The 15,404-nt window shown below is 73.0% G+C and carries 12 protein-coding genes; 8 read left to right on the top strand and 4 right to left on the bottom strand.

Annotated elements, in window-relative coordinates; all coding sequences use genetic code 11:
• Positions 1-120 precede the first annotated feature (120 nt).
• From AB0C59_RS28170 to AB0C59_RS28145, 6 genes are all read left to right on the top strand, one after another.
• Positions 121-852 (top strand): (2Fe-2S)-binding protein, encoded by a 732-nt coding sequence (locus tag AB0C59_RS28170; RefSeq protein ID WP_363009429.1) that lies wholly within the window; start codon positions 121-123, stop codon positions 850-852.
• Positions 853-1,056: 204 nt separating this feature from the next.
• Positions 1,057-3,387 carry a GH92 family glycosyl hydrolase gene (locus tag AB0C59_RS28165; protein ID WP_363009427.1) on the top strand — a complete coding sequence of 777 codons (2,331 nt, stop codon included), beginning with the start codon at positions 1,057-1,059 and terminating at the stop codon, positions 3,385-3,387.
• 149 nt (positions 3,388-3,536) lie between these two features.
• The gene (locus tag AB0C59_RS28160) at positions 3,537-4,901 is read left to right on the top strand and encodes a wax ester/triacylglycerol synthase family O-acyltransferase (RefSeq protein ID WP_363009425.1); all 1,365 of its coding nucleotides are present in this window, start codon (positions 3,537-3,539) and stop codon (positions 4,899-4,901) included.
• Positions 4,902-5,156: 255 nt separating this feature from the next.
• Positions 5,157-6,638, top strand: coding sequence for an SDR family NAD(P)-dependent oxidoreductase (locus AB0C59_RS28155; protein ID WP_363009457.1), 1,482 nt, complete (start codon positions 5,157-5,159; stop codon positions 6,636-6,638).
• A 108-nt stretch (positions 6,639-6,746) separates the two neighbouring features.
• Positions 6,747-6,980 carry a hypothetical protein gene (locus AB0C59_RS28150; protein ID WP_363009423.1) on the top strand — a complete coding sequence of 78 codons (234 nt, stop codon included), beginning with the start codon at positions 6,747-6,749 and terminating at the stop codon, positions 6,978-6,980.
• Positions 6,981-7,110: 130 nt separating this feature from the next.
• A complete protein-coding gene (locus tag AB0C59_RS28145) occupies positions 7,111-7,821 on the top strand; it encodes a nucleotidyltransferase domain-containing protein (protein ID WP_363009421.1) in 711 nt (236 codons plus the stop codon).
• 124 nt (positions 7,822-7,945) lie between these two features.
• On the opposite strand, the gene AB0C59_RS28140 is transcribed toward AB0C59_RS28145, so the two are convergent.
• Positions 7,946-8,491, bottom strand: a complete 546-nt coding sequence (locus AB0C59_RS28140; RefSeq protein WP_363009419.1) for a metal-dependent phosphohydrolase — start codon at positions 8,489-8,491, stop codon at positions 7,946-7,948.
• A 482-nt stretch (positions 8,492-8,973) separates the two neighbouring features.
• Here AB0C59_RS28140 and AB0C59_RS28135 point away from each other — a divergent pair, with 482 nt between their 5' ends.
• Entirely contained in the window at positions 8,974-9,150 is a 177-nt protein-coding gene (locus AB0C59_RS28135) for a hypothetical protein (RefSeq protein ID WP_363009417.1), read from the top strand.
• 90 nt (positions 9,151-9,240) lie between these two features.
• Here the strand turns inward: AB0C59_RS28135 and AB0C59_RS28130 are convergent, their stop codons facing one another.
• Positions 9,241-9,429 (bottom strand): hypothetical protein, encoded by a 189-nt coding sequence (locus tag AB0C59_RS28130; RefSeq protein ID WP_363009415.1) that lies wholly within the window; start codon positions 9,427-9,429, stop codon positions 9,241-9,243.
• A gap of 108 nt (positions 9,430-9,537) precedes the next feature.
• On the bottom strand, positions 9,538-10,890 hold the full coding sequence (locus AB0C59_RS28125; protein WP_363009413.1) for an amidase: 1,353 nt from the start codon (positions 10,888-10,890) through the stop codon (positions 9,538-9,540).
• A gap of 85 nt (positions 10,891-10,975) precedes the next feature.
• Here AB0C59_RS28125 and AB0C59_RS28120 point away from each other — a divergent pair, with 85 nt between their 5' ends.
• A complete protein-coding gene (locus AB0C59_RS28120) occupies positions 10,976-14,026 on the top strand; it encodes a glycoside hydrolase family 38 C-terminal domain-containing protein (RefSeq protein ID WP_363009411.1) in 3,051 nt (1,016 codons plus the stop codon).
• On the opposite strand, the gene AB0C59_RS28115 is transcribed toward AB0C59_RS28120, so the two are convergent.
• Positions 13,986-15,404: a lipase maturation factor family protein gene (locus AB0C59_RS28115; protein WP_363009409.1), complete on the bottom strand. Its 1,419-nt coding sequence runs from the start codon at positions 15,402-15,404 to the stop codon at positions 13,986-13,988. The genes AB0C59_RS28120 and AB0C59_RS28115 overlap by 41 nt on opposite strands.

Here is a 15,404-nt window from a genome sequence, read left to right as displayed (position 1 = left end):
TACTCCTGGAGGAGTACGAGGACCCGCCCGTCCTCCTCCAGGGGGGTGACAGGGGAGGGCGGTCCCCGTGCCTCCCCCCGTGCCGGGCCGCCGACGCGGGCCTTGGTACTACTGACGTTCGTGACTCCCGATCCCGAACTCGCCGCGCTGAGCGCCCTCGGCGGCTTCTTCGTACTACGCACCGGCGTACCCGAGCGCGGCCCCCTGCCGACGCTCGCCCGGGCCTACGCGCACCCGCGCTCCGCCGACGCGCCCGAGGCCCACCGGGATCCGCTGACGTTCCGCGTCCGCAAGGTCGCCGCACGTCTTGACGCGCGGGAGGTCAGGGTCGCCGCGTCCATCGCCCACCAGGGACTCGCGGCACGGCTCAGCTCGATCGCCCTCGGCTGCGCCGTCCTGTATGGACGGCCGCCCGATCTCGGACCGGAACTGCTGCACTGGGACCCGGACGCCGCCGCGCCGGACGACCTGTGGCTGAGCGAGGTGCGGCCCTCGCCCGCCGGGACGGACGCCGAGCCGCTCGACGCGGTCCTGCGCGTGGCGCATCTCGTGCCGCTCGTGAGCGCGGTCGCCGCCCGCCACCGTGTCCCGGAACGGCTGCTGTGGGGCAACGCGGGTTCCGCTCTGGCGGGTGCCGTACGCATGATCGAGCGGTGGGCGCGGGCGGAGGGCCGGCCGGAGACCGCACGGCGCGCCCGGACGCTGGCCGCCGGCCTGTTCACCGGCCCCGGCCTGTCCGGCACGCTCGACGCCGGCACCGGCCGCAGGCGCAGCTGCTGCCTCTACTACCGGCTGCCCGGCGGCGGGCTGTGCGGCGACTGCTGCTTCGACCGCCCGCCGAACCGGCGTTGAGGGGGCTGAGGCCGAGGGGCGGTGCGGCACCGAGCCCGTGATGGCGTGTCAGTCGGACCAGTGCCAGTCGGATCATAGGGAGAAACCGTCGCCCTGTGGACATCGCGCGACGCGCACAGCGCCATATTTCGTAAGTTCCTCGGGAATCCGGCACCCCGCCACCACCATGTGCACAACGCCGTCGATCTTCCGGAGGTCTGCCTGATGAAAAGGACCCGGCTCCTGAGCCTGTGCGCCGCGGGTACGGTCGTGGCCTCGGCCCTGCTCGCCCCGTCCGGCGCCCGGGCCGCCCAGGCGCCGAGCGGCAGACTCACGGACCTGGTCAACCCGTTCATCGGCACCCAGAACGAGGGCAACACCTTCCCCGGAGCCACGGTGCCCTTCGGCATGGTGCAGTTCTCCCCGGACACCGGCCACGGCACCGGGTACGACTACTCCCAGCACCGGATCCGCGGCTTCTCCCTGACCCATCTCTCCGGCGTCGGCTGTGCCGTCGGAGGGGACCTGCCCGTCCTGCCGACGACCGGTGACATCACCCGAACCGACTACTCGGCGTACGCCGTGGGCTTCGACCACGCGAGCGAGCAGGCCGGCCCCGGCTCCTACCAGGTGAGCCTCGCGAACGGCGTCAGGGCCGAGCTGACGGCCACGACACGCACCGGCGTGCAGCGCTACACCTTCCCGGCCACCACCGAGGCCCATGTCCTGCTCAACGCGGGCCAGGCGCTGCACAAGAACGTCACCTCGAAGGTGGAGGTCCTGGACGACCGCACCGTGCGCACCTCGATCACGGGCAGTGGCTTCTGCCGGGACAGCAAGCCGTACACGGTGTACACCGTCACCCGCTTCAACCGCCCCTTCACGGCGCACGGGACCTGGTCCAAGGACGCCGTCACCCCGGGGGCCACCACGTCCTCGGGGGCCGGGCGCAACGGCGCGTACGTCACCTTCGACACGACCCGGGACCGCGCCGTCGAGGCGACCACGGCGCTGTCCTACGTCGACGCGCGGGGCGCGGCGGCCAACCTGGCGGCCGCGCCCCGCGGTTCGTTCGACGAGATCAGGGAGGCCGCGCGCGCCGCCTGGGAGGAGCGCCTCGCGCACGTCAGGGTGCGGGGCGGCAGCGACACTCTGCGCAGGACGTTCTACTCGGCGCTGTACCGGTCCTTCCTCGCGCCCAACACCGGCAGCGACGCCGACGGCCGCTACCGCGGCTGGGACCAGCGTGTCCACCGGGCCAAGGGGTTCACGTACTACCAGAACTGGTCGCTGTGGGACACCTACCGCACCCAGGTCCAGCTGCTGTCCCTCCTCGCCCCCCGCGAGGCACGCGACATGGCGATCTCGATCCTCAGGATCGCCGCCGAGGGCGGCTGGCTGCCCAAGTGGGGCTACGCCACGATCGAGACGAACGTCATGAGCGGCGACCCGGTCACCCCCTTCCTGACCCACACCTATCAGCAGGGGCTGCTCAAGGGGCACGAGGAGGAGGCCTACCGCGCGCTCAGGAGGAACGCCGACGGCATCCCGCCCGCCAAGAGCATGTACACGGGCCGGGAGGCCAACCGGGAGTACATCGCCAAGGGCTTCGCGCCGTACGTCAAGGACCGCCCCTACGCCAAGCCCGGCGACTCGGACTACCACCACGGCGGCTCGGTGACCCTGGAGTACGCGCTGTCCGACGCGATGCTCGCCCAGATGGCGCGCGGCCTCGGCCACGCCGGGGACGCCGACCGCTACGCCGCCCGGTCGCGCAACTACAAGAAAATCTTCGACCGTTCGACCGGGTTCTTCCGCGGCCGTGACGCCTCCGGCGCCTTCACCCAGCCGGCCGACCCCGCCGCGCGCGCGGGCTTCCACGAGGGCACGGCCTGGCAGTACCAGTGGCTCGTCCCGCAGGACATGCGCGGCGTGATCGGGCTCATCGGCGGCGACAAGGCGGCCGGCGAGCGGCTCGACGCGTTCTTCGCCTACGACCGCATGCTCAAGGACCCGGCGACGACGACGCGCGAGGTGTGGGGACACGGGCCGTACGCGTACTACGGCTCGGACAAGTACAACCCGCAGAACGAGCCCGACCTGACCGCCCCCTACACCTATCTGTGGACCGGGCAGCCGTGGAAGACGACGGACGTGGTGCACGCGGCGCTCACCCTGTTCACGGACGGGCCGACCGGCATGACCGGCAACGACGACCTCGGCACGATGTCCGCCTGGCAGGTCCTCTCGTCGATCGGGCTCTACCCGGTCCAGCCCGGATACCCCACCTGGGGGCTGACGACCCCCGTCTTCGAACGGGTCGACCTGGTCCTGGACCGGGACTACTACCCGGGCGGCGGGGTGACCGTCACCGCGCCCGGCACCTCCGACACCGACCGGTACATCCAGGGGGTGCGCGTCGACGCGCGGGCCTACGACCGGACGTACGTCACCACCGACACCCTGCGCCGTCCGGCCCGGCTGGACTTCACGGTCGGCCCGCGGCCGTCCACGTGGGGCACCGGCAAGGACGCCGCGCCCCCCACGCTCAGATGACCCGCGGTGGATGTCGGCGGATGTCCGGGAGCTGGGACTTAATCTGCTGTTAACTGAGGGTAGCTCGATCGTACTTGACCGTGATCGCCTGTCGGAGGTTGACTTCTTGCTCACCCGTCGCTCATCCGTCGTCGACGCGAGGCAAGCCCTTGACCTCTGACCTGCTCGCACCCCTCGACCTGGCGTTCTGGAACATCGAGTCCGCCGGACACCCGATGCACCTCGGGGCACTCGGCGTGTTCGCCTGCCACTCGCCCACCGCGGGCGCCCACGCCGCCGAGCTGCTGGCGGTGCGCGCCGCCGCGGTGCCGGGGCTGCGCATGCGGATCCGGGACGTGTGGCTGCCGCAGGTGAGACTTCCGCGCGACCTCGCCGCCGCCCGGCTCCCGCTCGCCCTGGGCGGCGCCACCAGGGAGAGCGCCCCGGACTTCGACCCGCTCGACCACGTGCGGCTGCACGCCCCCACCGACGACTTCCACGCCGAGGCGGGCCGCCTCATGGAGCGCCCCCTGGAGCGAGGCCGGCCGCCGTGGGAGGCCCATGTGCTGCCGGGCGCGTCGGGTACGTCCTTCGCCGTGCTGTTCAAGTTCCACCACGCGCTCGCCGACGGGCTGCGCGCCCTGGCCCTGGCCGCCGGGATCATGGACCCGATGGACCTGCCGGAGCCCCGGAGCCCGCGCCCCCCGGAGCCCGCCCGGGGCCTGCTGCCCGACATGCGCAAGATCCCGGGCTTCCTGCGCGGCACGCTCGCGGACGTGGGCCGGGCCCTGGACATCGGCGCCTCCGTGGCCCTGTCCACCCTGGGGATGCGCTCGTCCTCGGCGTTCGTCTCCGAGCCCAGCGGCACCCGCCGCACCGCCGGGGTGGTCATCGACCTCGACGACGTCCACCGCGTGCGCAAGTCGGCGGGCGGCACGGTCAACGACGTCGTCATCGCCGTCGTGGCCGGAGCCCTGCGCCGCTGGCTGGACGAACGCGGCGACGGCAGCGCCGGTGTCGCCCCGCGTGCCCTGATCCCGGTCTCCCGGCGCCGCCCGCGCACCGCCCACCCGCAGGGCAACCGGCTCTCCGGCTATCTGATACGGCTCCCTGTGGGCGACCCGGACCCGCTGGAGCGGCTGCGCTCGGTGCGCACGGCCATGGACCGCAACAAGGACGCCGGACCCAACCGGGGCGCGGGCGCCGTCGCACTGCTGGCCGACCACGTGCCCGCACTGGGGCACCGGCTGGGCGGCCCGCTCGTCGGCCAGGCGGCCCGGCTCTGGTTCGACATCCTGGTCACCAGCGTGCCGCTGCCCAGCCTCGGCCTGAAACTGGGCGGCAACCCGCTGGTCGAGGTGTACCCCTTCGCCCCGCTGGCCCGCGGCCAGTCCCTGGCGGTGGCGATCTCGACCTACCGCGGCCGCGTCCACTACGGGCTCGTCGCCGACGGGACCGCGGTGCCGGACCTGGACCGGCTCGCCCGCGCGGTGCCGGAAGAGGTGGAGACCCTGCTGGCCGCCTGCCGCGCGTGAACGGGGCGTGAGCGGTCCGCCGCGGGCGCACGGGAGCGTTCCCGTGCGCCCGCTCCGCGTTCCCGCCCGCCCGCGACCGGGACCCGCCCGCCGCCGGGCAACCCCTCTCGATCATGGTGGGTTTGGAGACCCGGCACGGCGCTCCGTACAATTCCCCGTTCGAAAGCGAGCGCGACCGGAGCGCCGCGCGGGTGAGCGAGGAACGGCAGCGCGATGACGGTGACAGAGGACGTCCTGGCGGGCGGCGACCCGGGCATGGGCGAGGTGCCCGCACAGGCCTCGGGCGAGGAGCCCGCACAGGCCTCGTACGGCCCCGGCGTCGACCCGGAGCGCCTGGCCGTCTGCCTCGGCGTACTGGAGGAACTGGAAAAGCTGGACGTCGACCACCCGGACGCGGTCCTGGTGCGCCGTGCCACCTCGCACATCTACCGGACGGTCAAGCAGCGCCGCCGCCAGGAGCGCCGGGCCGCCAAGACCGCCCACGACAAGTCGGTCACCGAGGCCACCGCCACCGGCTCCGCCCAGCGCATCGACGACGAGACCGAGGGCATCCTGCCGTCCTCCGTCACCGAGGCCGGCCGGATCGCGGGCGTCCTGCGCAGGCCGCGCTCCTGCTACGTCTGCAAGTCCCGCTACGTCGAGGTCGACTACTTCTACCACCAGCTCTGCCCCGCCTGCGCCACCGAGAACCGGACCCGCCGGGACGCCCGCGCCGACCTCACGGGCAAGCGGGCCCTGCTCACGGGCGGCCGCGCCAAGATCGGCATGTACATCGCGCTGCGGCTGCTGCGCGACGGCGCCCACACCACGATCACGACGCGCTTCCCCAACGACGCCATCCGCCGCTTCAAGGCCCAGCCCGACAGCGACGAGTGGATCCACCGGCTGAAGATCGTCGGTATCGATCTGCGTGACCCCGCCCAGGTGCTCTCGCTCGCCGACTCGGTGGCCGCCGAGGGCCCGCTGGACATCCTGATCAACAACGCGGCCCAGACCGTGCGCCGCTCACCCGCCGCCTACAGCGAGCTGGTGTCCGCCGAGTCCGCGCCGCTCCCGGCGGGTGAACTGCCCGCGGCCGAGGTCATCGGCACGTTCGGCTCCGGGGCCGTGGCCGCGCTCCCGACGGCCGGCGGCGGCGAGCTCAGCGCCCAGGACATCACCGAACTCGCGCTGGTGTCGGGTTCGGCCTCCCTGGCCCGGATCGAGGCCGGCACGGCCATCGACGCCGGCGGACTGGTGCCCGACCTGCACGACTCCAACAGCTGGGTCCAGGCGGTGGAGGAGGTCACGCCGGTCGAGCTGCTGGAGGTCCAGCTGTGCAACTCCACGGCTCCCTTCATACTGATCAGCCGGCTGCGGGCCGCGATGGTCGCCTCCGCCGCCCGCCGCACCTACGTCGTGAACGTCTCCGCGATGGAGGGCGTCTTCAGCCGCGGCTACAAGGGTGCGGGCCACCCCCACACCAACATGGCCAAGGCCGCGCTGAACATGCTCACCCGGACCAGCGCCCAGGAGATGTTCGACAAGGACCGGATCCTGATGACGGCGGTGGACACCGGGTGGATCACCGACGAGCGCCCGCACCCGGACAAGATCCGCCTGGCGGACGCGGGCTTCCACGCCCCGCTGGACCTCGTCGACGGCGCGGCCCGGGTATACGATCCGATTGTGCGCGGCGAGCAGGGCGAGGACCTGTACGGCGTCTTCCTCAAGGACTACGCGCCCGGCAAGTGGTGAGTCCACGCGCGGTCCCGGGGCGGTGACGCGCCCCGGGTGACGTGGTCGTGTGTCACCCGGTCCCGGTGGGGAACTCGCACTGGCGTGAGCACCGCGTGAGGAGGTCTCATGGCACTTCACCACCACGTCGATCCCCGTGCGAGCGGCGATCCCCGCAACATCTACCGCGATGACGAGCAGTTCTACGCGTCCGACCGGCCGGAGAACCCCGCCATGCCGGAGGACCGGCCGCGCGGGGGCGGCGCCCCGGACCCGTTGCGGCACCGCGGTACCTGGGCCACGGCCGCGCTGGTCATCGGCATCATCCTGCTGGTCCTCATCGGGATCGCCCTGTTCCCCTGAGGCCGGCCGTCCGGGACGGTCATGAGGCCGAAAACCGCTCGCCGTGTGCGAGCGGTTCCCCCTAGCCTCTCCTTGCCGCGTCGCGTGACCCGTGATCACGTGACCCCGTGAGCCAAGGAAGGCGGCCCCCATGACCGTCCCCGACCTCGACCTTCTCCTGTCCGGCATAGTCGGCTCGACCGCGTACGGGCTCGCCCACGAGGGCTCCGACGTGGACCGCCTCGGTGTGTTCGCCGCGCCCACCGAGGCGCTCCACGGACTGCACCGGCCCCGGGAGTCGCATGTGGGCACCGCCCCCGACCGCACCCTGCACGAGGCGGCCAAGTGGTGCAGGCTCGCCCTGAGCGGCAATCCCACGGCCATGGAACTCGTGTGGCTGCCCGACGAGTTGTACGAGGTACGCACCCCGCTCGGCGACGAACTCATCGGGATCCGGGCGTCGTTCCTCGGCGCACGGCGTGTCCGGGACGCCTATCTCGGCTATGCCACTCAGCAGTTCAGGCGTCTGGTGGGCCGCTCGGAGGGGCCCGTGGCGCCGGGGACCCGCGAGCGCACCGCGAAGCACGCCCGCCACCTCAAGCGGCTGTGCCACCAGGGCCTGGAGCTGTACGGCACGGGCCGGCTGACGGTGCGCGTCGAGGATCCGCAGGAGTACCGCGACTTCGGTGAACGCGTGGCCGAGGACGCCTCGGCGGCACAGCCCCTGCTCAGGTACTACGAGACGGCCTTCGACCAGACGCGCAGCGCGCTGCCGGACCGGGCGGACGAGGCGCCGGCCGAGGCCTGGCTGCTCCGGGTGCGCGCGCACTTCTACGCCCCCGAAGCGGCCCTCTCCCGCTGACGGGCCCCCGGCCGTGTGCCGCCCCGCTCCCACCCGGCCCCGCTCCCTGCGACGACGGCGGCCGGTGACAGCAGGGCGCACCGGAGAGCGGCCGAGCCCGGCCGGGCCGGCTGCCTGCCCGGGCTCAGTCCGCCGCCCCCAGGGGCACCTGCCGTGACGCCAGCATCTCCAGCACCGTCCGCCAGTCCTCCAGCACCCCGCCCTCCATGCCGGCCGCCTTCGCCGCCTCGTCCGCCTGCCGCAGAGCCACCGCGTCGTCGGCCAGCGGCTCCCGTTCGAAGGCGGCGGCCTCCGCGGAGGTCATCGGCGCCTCCCGCCGGGAAGGGGCCGGGGCGGGGTGCGCCCGGGGCCCGCGCCGGGGCGCCAGGTAGCGCCTGGCCGACGGGTGCAGACGCACGAGCCGGGAGACCCGTTCGCCGAGCAGGGGCCGTACGGCGTCGGCCGCCTCGTCGGCCTGCCCGTCCAGGTCGCCCGGGGCGAGGAGCCGGCCGATGCCGTGCACCAGCCCGGCCACCTGGAGTTCCTTGTCCGCGGGGCGGCTGCGGCGCAGCAGGGCGGCGGTCCGCAGGGCGTGCTCATGCGGATCGAACGGGTCGCCGCCGCCCGGGTCGCTCCGTGTGCGGCAGGCGTGCAGCAGATCCATCAGCTCCTCGACACTGCGCAGCTCCATGCGTCAGTCCTCCCGCGAGAAAGGCCGTTGCCGGGCGTCAGCACAGCATGGGGACCTTGCGACTCAGCCAACGGGACCTGAACTGAGCACGGTGTGCTCCGGTTCGTACACCTGCCGTACCGGGGATGCGTGCGAGGGTTGGTCCGAACGGGTGATGCTGAGGTCTGCGTAAAGCCGCGAAAGGGCCCATAGTGGGGCCGGGTGCGACGGTATGACCCAAGACAGTTACCTGGTTGTTTCAGCCCCATCGAGCGGGGGGCCGCTCATTTGGTTAATCTGGTCGGTGCGGACAGCCACTGGGGTGCCACCCACACCCACCGGTCCGCCCCGGGACAAGCCGGTCACCACGGCCTGCTCCCGTACGAGTTGCCGACGCCACCGCGTCCGAACGGATCTCGGCCCACACCCGGGCGGATGCCAAGCGTGCGGCGGCACTCTGGGTCGGCATGCGCAAGGGTTACCCGACACAGAAGGAGTGCGCGGTGACACCGGAGAAGACGAACTACGACCAGCTCCCCAACGAACGCCTGGAGCGCGGGGCGCGGCGGACGGAGAAGAAGCTCGGAAGCCTGGACGTCTGGGCGCGTTCCGCTCCCATCAGGCTGGCCGGATACGAGGACGACCTCGCCGAGCCCCACATCCTGCCGAGTGTCGACTGACGCACTCACGTGCCGCTCGACCCGCCGGGAGCCGCGTCGCACGCACCGCGTGCACGCGGCTCCCGGCGGGTCGCGGTGAGCGCCGTCCGCTCAGTCCTCGCCCCGGACGATGTTCGACTCCGGCCCACGACGTGCCCCGGGAGCCGCCGTCCGGGTCTCGACGGCGGCAACGCAGGTGCGCAGGCTGTCCTCGCCGGCGCTCCGGGACCGCGCCCAGCCCGTCTCGGGCGGGCGTATGACGACGGGCTTCTCGCTCGAATGTGCCGGGTGTGCGCTCACGACGCTTCATCTTCCTTCCGCAGACACGACAGGCGAGGCCTCGGCCGAGGCCGAACGACGCCTTCGGGGCGAGTCCCCGGATTCGGCGACGCGAAACACACGCCGCCGTCACCGGCCCGGCGGCGCCGTGCGCGGCCAGGGCCCCAGCTCCTCCAACCGGGCCGCCACCTCCAGCAGTTCCCCTTCCGACCCCGGCCGTCCGACCAGTTGCACCGCGCAGGGCGCGCCGTTCGGCAGGCTGGAGAAGGGGACCGACATCGCGGGCCAGCCCGTCAGATTCCACGGCGGGGTCATGGGCGAGTAGTTCGTGTCGGCCAGCAGGTTGCGCAGCCAGCCGCGCTCGTGCCAGGGACCCGCGGCCGGTGCGCGCCGGGCCAGCGCCGGGGTGAGCAGGACGTCGTGCTCGGCGAAGAAGGGCTCGAGCAGCGACCGCAGTTGCTCGCGCCGGGCACCCGAGCGCACGCCGCGGACGAAGCGGCGGCCCACCGCCGCGTGCACCCGGGTGCGCCGCGCCAGCAGCCGGGGATCGAGATCCGCCGCGTCCACGGCCGTCCCCGCCGTCCAGTGCGCCAGTGCGGTCGTGCCCAGCCACCACGGGTAGGGCGGTTCCGCCGGACGCACCTCCTCGCCCGCCTCCCTCAGCAGCGCGGCCGCCGCACGGGCCGACTCCGCGTACGGGCGGCTCACGGTCACCCCGAACAGCGGACTGCGCAGGGAGAGCGCGATCCTGCGGGCGCCGACCCGGCCGCCCTCTCCGTGCCGTGCGGACCGTCCCGCCAGGACCTCGAACATCAGCCGGGTGTCCTCGACGGTCGTCGCCAGCGGACCGTTCTCGGACATGCCGAACCAGTCCCCGTTGCCGATGCCCGCCGGGACCGTGCCGTGGCCGGACTTGAGCGTGACCAGCCCGCAGTTGGCGGCGGGGATGCGCAGGGAGCCCATCCCGTCGTTGCCGAGCGCGAGCGGCACCATGCCCGCGGCGACCGCCGCCGCGCTGCCGCCCGAGGAGCCGCCCGCCGTGCGGGAGAGGTCCCACGGGTTGAGCGCCGTCCCGAAGGGCCCCTCGGTGGTGCCGAAGACGCACAGTTCGGGCACGTTCGTCAGGCCGACGACGACCGCGCCGGCCGCGCGCAGCCGGGCCACCGTGACATGGTCCCGCTCCGCGGGGGTGTCCGCGGTCGCGGCGGAGCCGTTGCGCGTGGACTCCCCTCGCACGGCCAGGTTGTCCTTGACGGCCACGGGAACACCGGCCAGGGGAAGGTCCGCCAGGTCCGCCCGGCCCGCCACCTCCTCGGCCTCCGCGCGCGCCGAGGCCGCCCGCACCTGACGGAAGGCACCGATACGGCCGTCGAGCCGCTCGATCAGCGCGAGATGCTCGGCCACCACCTGGCCGGGCGTGACCCGCTTCTCCCGTACGGCGGCGGCGATCTCCGCGGCGCTGCGGCCGGTCCAGTCGTTCACTGCGCTCCCTGGCGTGCTCGGCGTGGTGGGGACATGGTGGTACAACGACGCGCCTTCAGCCAGCCCCACCCCACGGAGCGTTCCCATGCACGACGACCGCACCCTGGTAGAGGCCCGACTGCGGCGCGTGCTGGAGGAGCGGATCCGCCCCGCGGTGTACCCCGAGGCCGTGCCGCTGCGGGTGGCGGTGTGGCACGCGCCCGGCGAGCCCGTGCCGGTCGCCGAAGGCCTCGCGGCCCCGGTGCGGCCCGTCGCGGTGGGCGAGCGCTGGGGCGCCCCCTGGGGCACGAGCTGGTTCCGGGTGACCGGGACCGTGCCCGGAGCCTGGGCCGGACGAACGGTCGAGGCACTGCTGGACCTGGGCTTCGACGGGAACATGCCCGGCTTCCAGTGCGAAGGCCTCGTCCACCGCCCCGACGGCACCCCCGTGAAAGGGCTCCACCCGCTCAACCAGTGGGTGCGGATCGGCTCCCCCGTCCGGGGCGGAGAACCCGTCGACCTGCGGATCGAGGCGGCCTCCAACCCCGTCGTCCTCGGCCGGCCCGCCTTCGCCCCCACCCCGCTGGGCGACAGGGACACCGCGGGCGTCGCACCCCAGTACACGCTCGGCCGCATGGACCTGGCCGTGTTCGACGAGACCGTGTGGGACCTGGTCCTCGACCTGGAGGTGCTCGGCGAGCTCATGGCCGAGCTGCCGGTGGAGTCCGGGCGGCGCTGGGAGGTCCTGCGCGCGGTGGAGCGGGCCCTGGACGCGGTGGACCTCCAGGACGTCAACTCCACGGCCGCGGCTGCCCGCGCCCACCTCGCCGGTGTGCTGGCCGCGCCCGCCGTGCCCTCCGCGCACCGGATCAGCGCCGTCGGGCACGCGCACATCGACTCGGCCTGGCTGTGGCCGCTGCGCGAGACCGTGCGCAAGGTCGTCCGCACGGCCGCCAACATGACGGCGCTGATCGAGGAGCGGCCGGAGTTCGTCTTCGCCATGTCGCAGGCCCAGCAGTGGGCATGGGTGAAGGAGCACCGGCCGGACGTGTGGGCGCGCGTGCGCGAGGCGGTGCGCCGGGGCCGCTTCGTGCCGGCCGGCGGCATGTGGGTGGAGTCCGACACCAACATGCCGGGCTCGGAGGCGATGGCCCGTCAGTTCGTGTACGGCAAGAGGTTCTTCCTCCAGGAGTTCGGCATCGAGAACCAGGAGGCCTGGCTGCCCGACACCTTCGGCTTCGCGGCCGGACTGCCGCAGATCATCGCGGCCGCGGGATGCACCTGGCTGCTGACCCAGAAGATCTCCTGGTCGCGCACCAACAGGTTCCCGCACCACACGTTCCTGTGGGAGGGCATCGACGGCACCCGGATCCTCACCCACTTCCCGCCCGTCGACACCTACAACTGCTCCATGAGCGGCGCCGAACTCGCCCACGCGGAGCGCACCTTCCGGGACAAGGGCGCGGCCGGGCGCTCGCTGGCGCCGACCGGCTGGGGCGACGGGGGAGGCGGCACCACCCGCGAGATGGTCGGGAAGGCGGCACGCCTGCGCGATCTCGAGGGCTCGCCGACCGTGACCTGGGAGACCCCGGAGGCCTTCTTCACCAAGGCGGAGGCCGAGTACGCGCACCCGCCCGTGTGGGTCGGGGAGCTGTACCTGGAACTGCACCGGGCCACCCTCACCAGTCAGGCGAAGACGAAGCAGGGCAACCGGCGCAGCGAACACCTGCTGCGCGAGGCGGAGTTGTGGGCGGCCACCGCCGCCGTACGCACGGGATTCCCTTATCCGTACGAGCGACTCGACCGGATCTGGAAGACGGTCCTGCTCCACCAGTTCCACGACATCCTGCCCGGCTCCTCGATCGCCTGGGTGCACCGCGAGGCCCGGTCGACCTATGAACGGGTCGCCGAGGAGCTGACCGGCGTCATCGAGGCGGCCCAGCGGTCCCTGGCCGGTGACGGCTCCCTGCCCCTCGTCTTCAACGCGGCACCGCACGCCCGCCATGGAGTCCCGGCCGGCGGCGCGGCCACGCCGTCCGCCCAGGGGGAGGTGTCCCGCGCGCCGCGCCCCGGCGGCGGGTTCACGCTGGACAACGGGCTGCTGCGGGTGGAGATCGACGCACGCGGACTGGTGGTCTCCGTGTACGACCTCGGGGCCGGCCGGGAGACGATCGCGCCCGGGAGCGCCGCGAACCTGCTCCAGATCCATCCGGACCTGCCGAACATGTGGGACGCCTGGGACGTGGACGCGTTCTACCGCAACACGGGCACCGACCTGGTGGACGCCGAGGAGGTCGCGCCCGGCGCGGACCCCGCATCGGTCCGGGTCGTACGGTCCTTCGGCGCCTCCCGCACCACCCAGGTGCTGTCCCTGGCGGCGGGCCGGCGGCGCGTGGAGATCGACACCGAGGTCGACTGGCACGAGACGGAGAAGTTCCTCAAGCTCGCCTTCCCGCTGGACGTGCGCGCCGAACGGTACGCGTCCGAGACCCAGTTCGGGCACCTCCACCGGCCGACCCACACCAACACGTCCTGGGAGGCGGCCAAGTTCGAGGCGTGCAACCACCGCTTCCTGCATCTGGAGGAGCCGGGTTGGGGCGTGGCGGTGGTGAACGACTCGACGTACGGCCACGACGTGACCCGCACGATACGCCCCGACGACGGGGGCACGACCACCACCGTCCGGGTCTCCCTGCTGCGCGCCCCGCGCTTCCCCGACCCGGAGACCGACCAGGGCCGGCACCGCTTCCGGCACGCGCTCGTGCCCGGCGCCGGCATCGGGGACGCCGTACGCGAGGGCTGGCGGATCAATCTGCCCGAGCGGTCGCTGACCGGGGCCCGGGAGGTGCCGCCGCTGGTGTCCGTCGCCGAGGACGCGGTCGTGGTCACGGCCGTCAAGCTGGCCGACGACGCGAGCGGCGACATCGTCGTGCGCTTCCACGAGTCGCTCGGGGGCCGCTCGACGGCCACCCTCACCGCCGGCTTCGAGGTGGCGGCGGTGGCGGCCACCGACCTGCTGGAACGGACCCTCACACCCCCCAAGGCGCCGGCGTTCGACCGCGACGGGAACCGGATCACGCTGCGCCTGCGGCCGTTCCAGCTGGTGACGCTCAGGCTCACGCCCGCACCCGGGACGACAGCCGGGTCGGCGGCATGAACTCGCGGACGTAGCTCCGCTTCCAGCACGCCCCCGTCTCGCGCAGCTCCCGCCAGGTCGTGTACCGGTAGCGGAACAGCCGGGCCCGCACGAAGCGTGGGGGAGCGTCCGCCGGGAACGGGCTGCGGCGCAGGAGCCGCAGCGTGTCCCGGTCGTTCTCCAGGAGCCGCTCGACCAGCGGCCCGAACCAGGGTTCGGCGTACAGGGGGGACAGCGCCGCGAACCACATCAGCCAGTCCAACCGCAGATGGTAGGGGGCGTACTGGCGCGGCCACCGGCGCGGATCGCCCGGCTTGCCCTTGAACTCGTACTCCCGCCAGTCGGAGTCCTCGCGTGGTACGCCGTCCGCCGTGCCCTCGATCACGACCTCGTACCGGACACGGCTCACGCTGCCGAAGGCGCCATAGGTGTTGACCAGGTGCAGCGGGTCGAAGGAGCGGTTCATGACCTGGCCGCGCGAGATCATGTTCCGTACCGGGTGCCGGCTGAGCGCGATCAGACCCGCGGCGACCACGAGCACCACCACCACGTACCACAGCGGCGGCCCCGCCACGGCCGGGGCGGTGGCCGGGAAGGCGAGCGCGGACAGGGCCAGCACGATCGTGATCCAGTTCAGCCAGGCGAAGTTCCCCGACAGGACCAGCCACAGCTGGGTCAGGATCATCAGCGACGCGGCGGCCGTGGCGATGGGCTGCGGGGTGAACAGCAGCAGCGGGACGATCAGCTGGGTGACATGGTTGGCCGCCACCTCCACCCGGTGCAGGGGCCTGGGCAGATGGTGGAAGAACCAGCTCAGCGGGCCGGGCATCGGCTGCGTCTCGTGGTGGAAGTCCAGGCAGGTCAGCTTCCGCCAGCAGACGTCACCGCGCAGCTTGATGAGACCGGCCCCGAACTCGACCCGGAAGAGGATCCAGCGCAGCAGGAACAGCACGACGACGGGCGGCGCCACCTCGCCGTTGCCCAGGAACACGGCGAGGAAGCCGACCTCCAGCAGCAGCGACTCCCAGCCGAAGGAGTACCAGGTCTGCCCCACGTTGACGATCGACAGGTACATCACCCACGGGAGGAGCCAGAGCACCATCCCCGCCCACAGCGGGACGAGGGAGTCGGCCCCGGCGACCAGGGCCGCCGACACCGCGCAGCCCGCCCAGCACCACAGGGCGAAGAAGCGGTCCGAGTAGTGGAGGTGGAAGACGCCGGGCGCGTCCCGGAACGCGGTGCGCGCCAGATGACGGGGCACCGGGAGCATGCCGCGCTCCCCGATCAGCGCACGGAACTGCAGCGCCGCCGTCAGGAACGCGAAGAGGTACACACCGGCCAGCGCCCGCTGGAACACCAGCCGGCTCAGCCAGTACTCGGGTGCGACGAACCAGTCCAC

It is taken from the genome of Streptomyces sp. NPDC048664 (assembly GCF_040650555.1).
In the GTDB taxonomy this organism is placed as follows: Bacteria; Actinomycetota; Actinomycetes; order Streptomycetales; family Streptomycetaceae; genus Streptomyces.
The sequence above is the reverse complement of the archived record's forward strand: the minus strand, read 5'-3'. Positions and strand labels throughout refer to the sequence as shown.

What these genes read in the sequence shown, in the direction of transcription:
- AB0C59_RS28120 (WP_363009411.1), top strand. Translation starts at nt 10,976, where the DNA reads ATGCACGACGACCGCACCCTGGTAGAGGCCCGACTGCGGCGCGTGCTG.
- AB0C59_RS28145 (WP_363009421.1), top strand. Translation starts at nt 7,111, where the DNA reads ATGACCGTCCCCGACCTCGACCTTCTCCTGTCCGGCATAGTCGGCTCG.
- AB0C59_RS28155 (WP_363009457.1), top strand. Translation starts at nt 5,157, where the DNA reads ATGGGCGAGGTGCCCGCACAGGCCTCGGGCGAGGAGCCCGCACAGGCC.
- AB0C59_RS28165 (WP_363009427.1), top strand. Translation starts at nt 1,057, where the DNA reads ATGAAAAGGACCCGGCTCCTGAGCCTGTGCGCCGCGGGTACGGTCGTG.
- AB0C59_RS28150 (WP_363009423.1), top strand. Translation starts at nt 6,747, where the DNA reads ATGGCACTTCACCACCACGTCGATCCCCGTGCGAGCGGCGATCCCCGC.
- AB0C59_RS28140 (WP_363009419.1), bottom strand. Translation starts at nt 8,491, where the DNA reads ATGGAGCTGCGCAGTGTCGAGGAGCTGATGGATCTGCTGCACGCCTGC.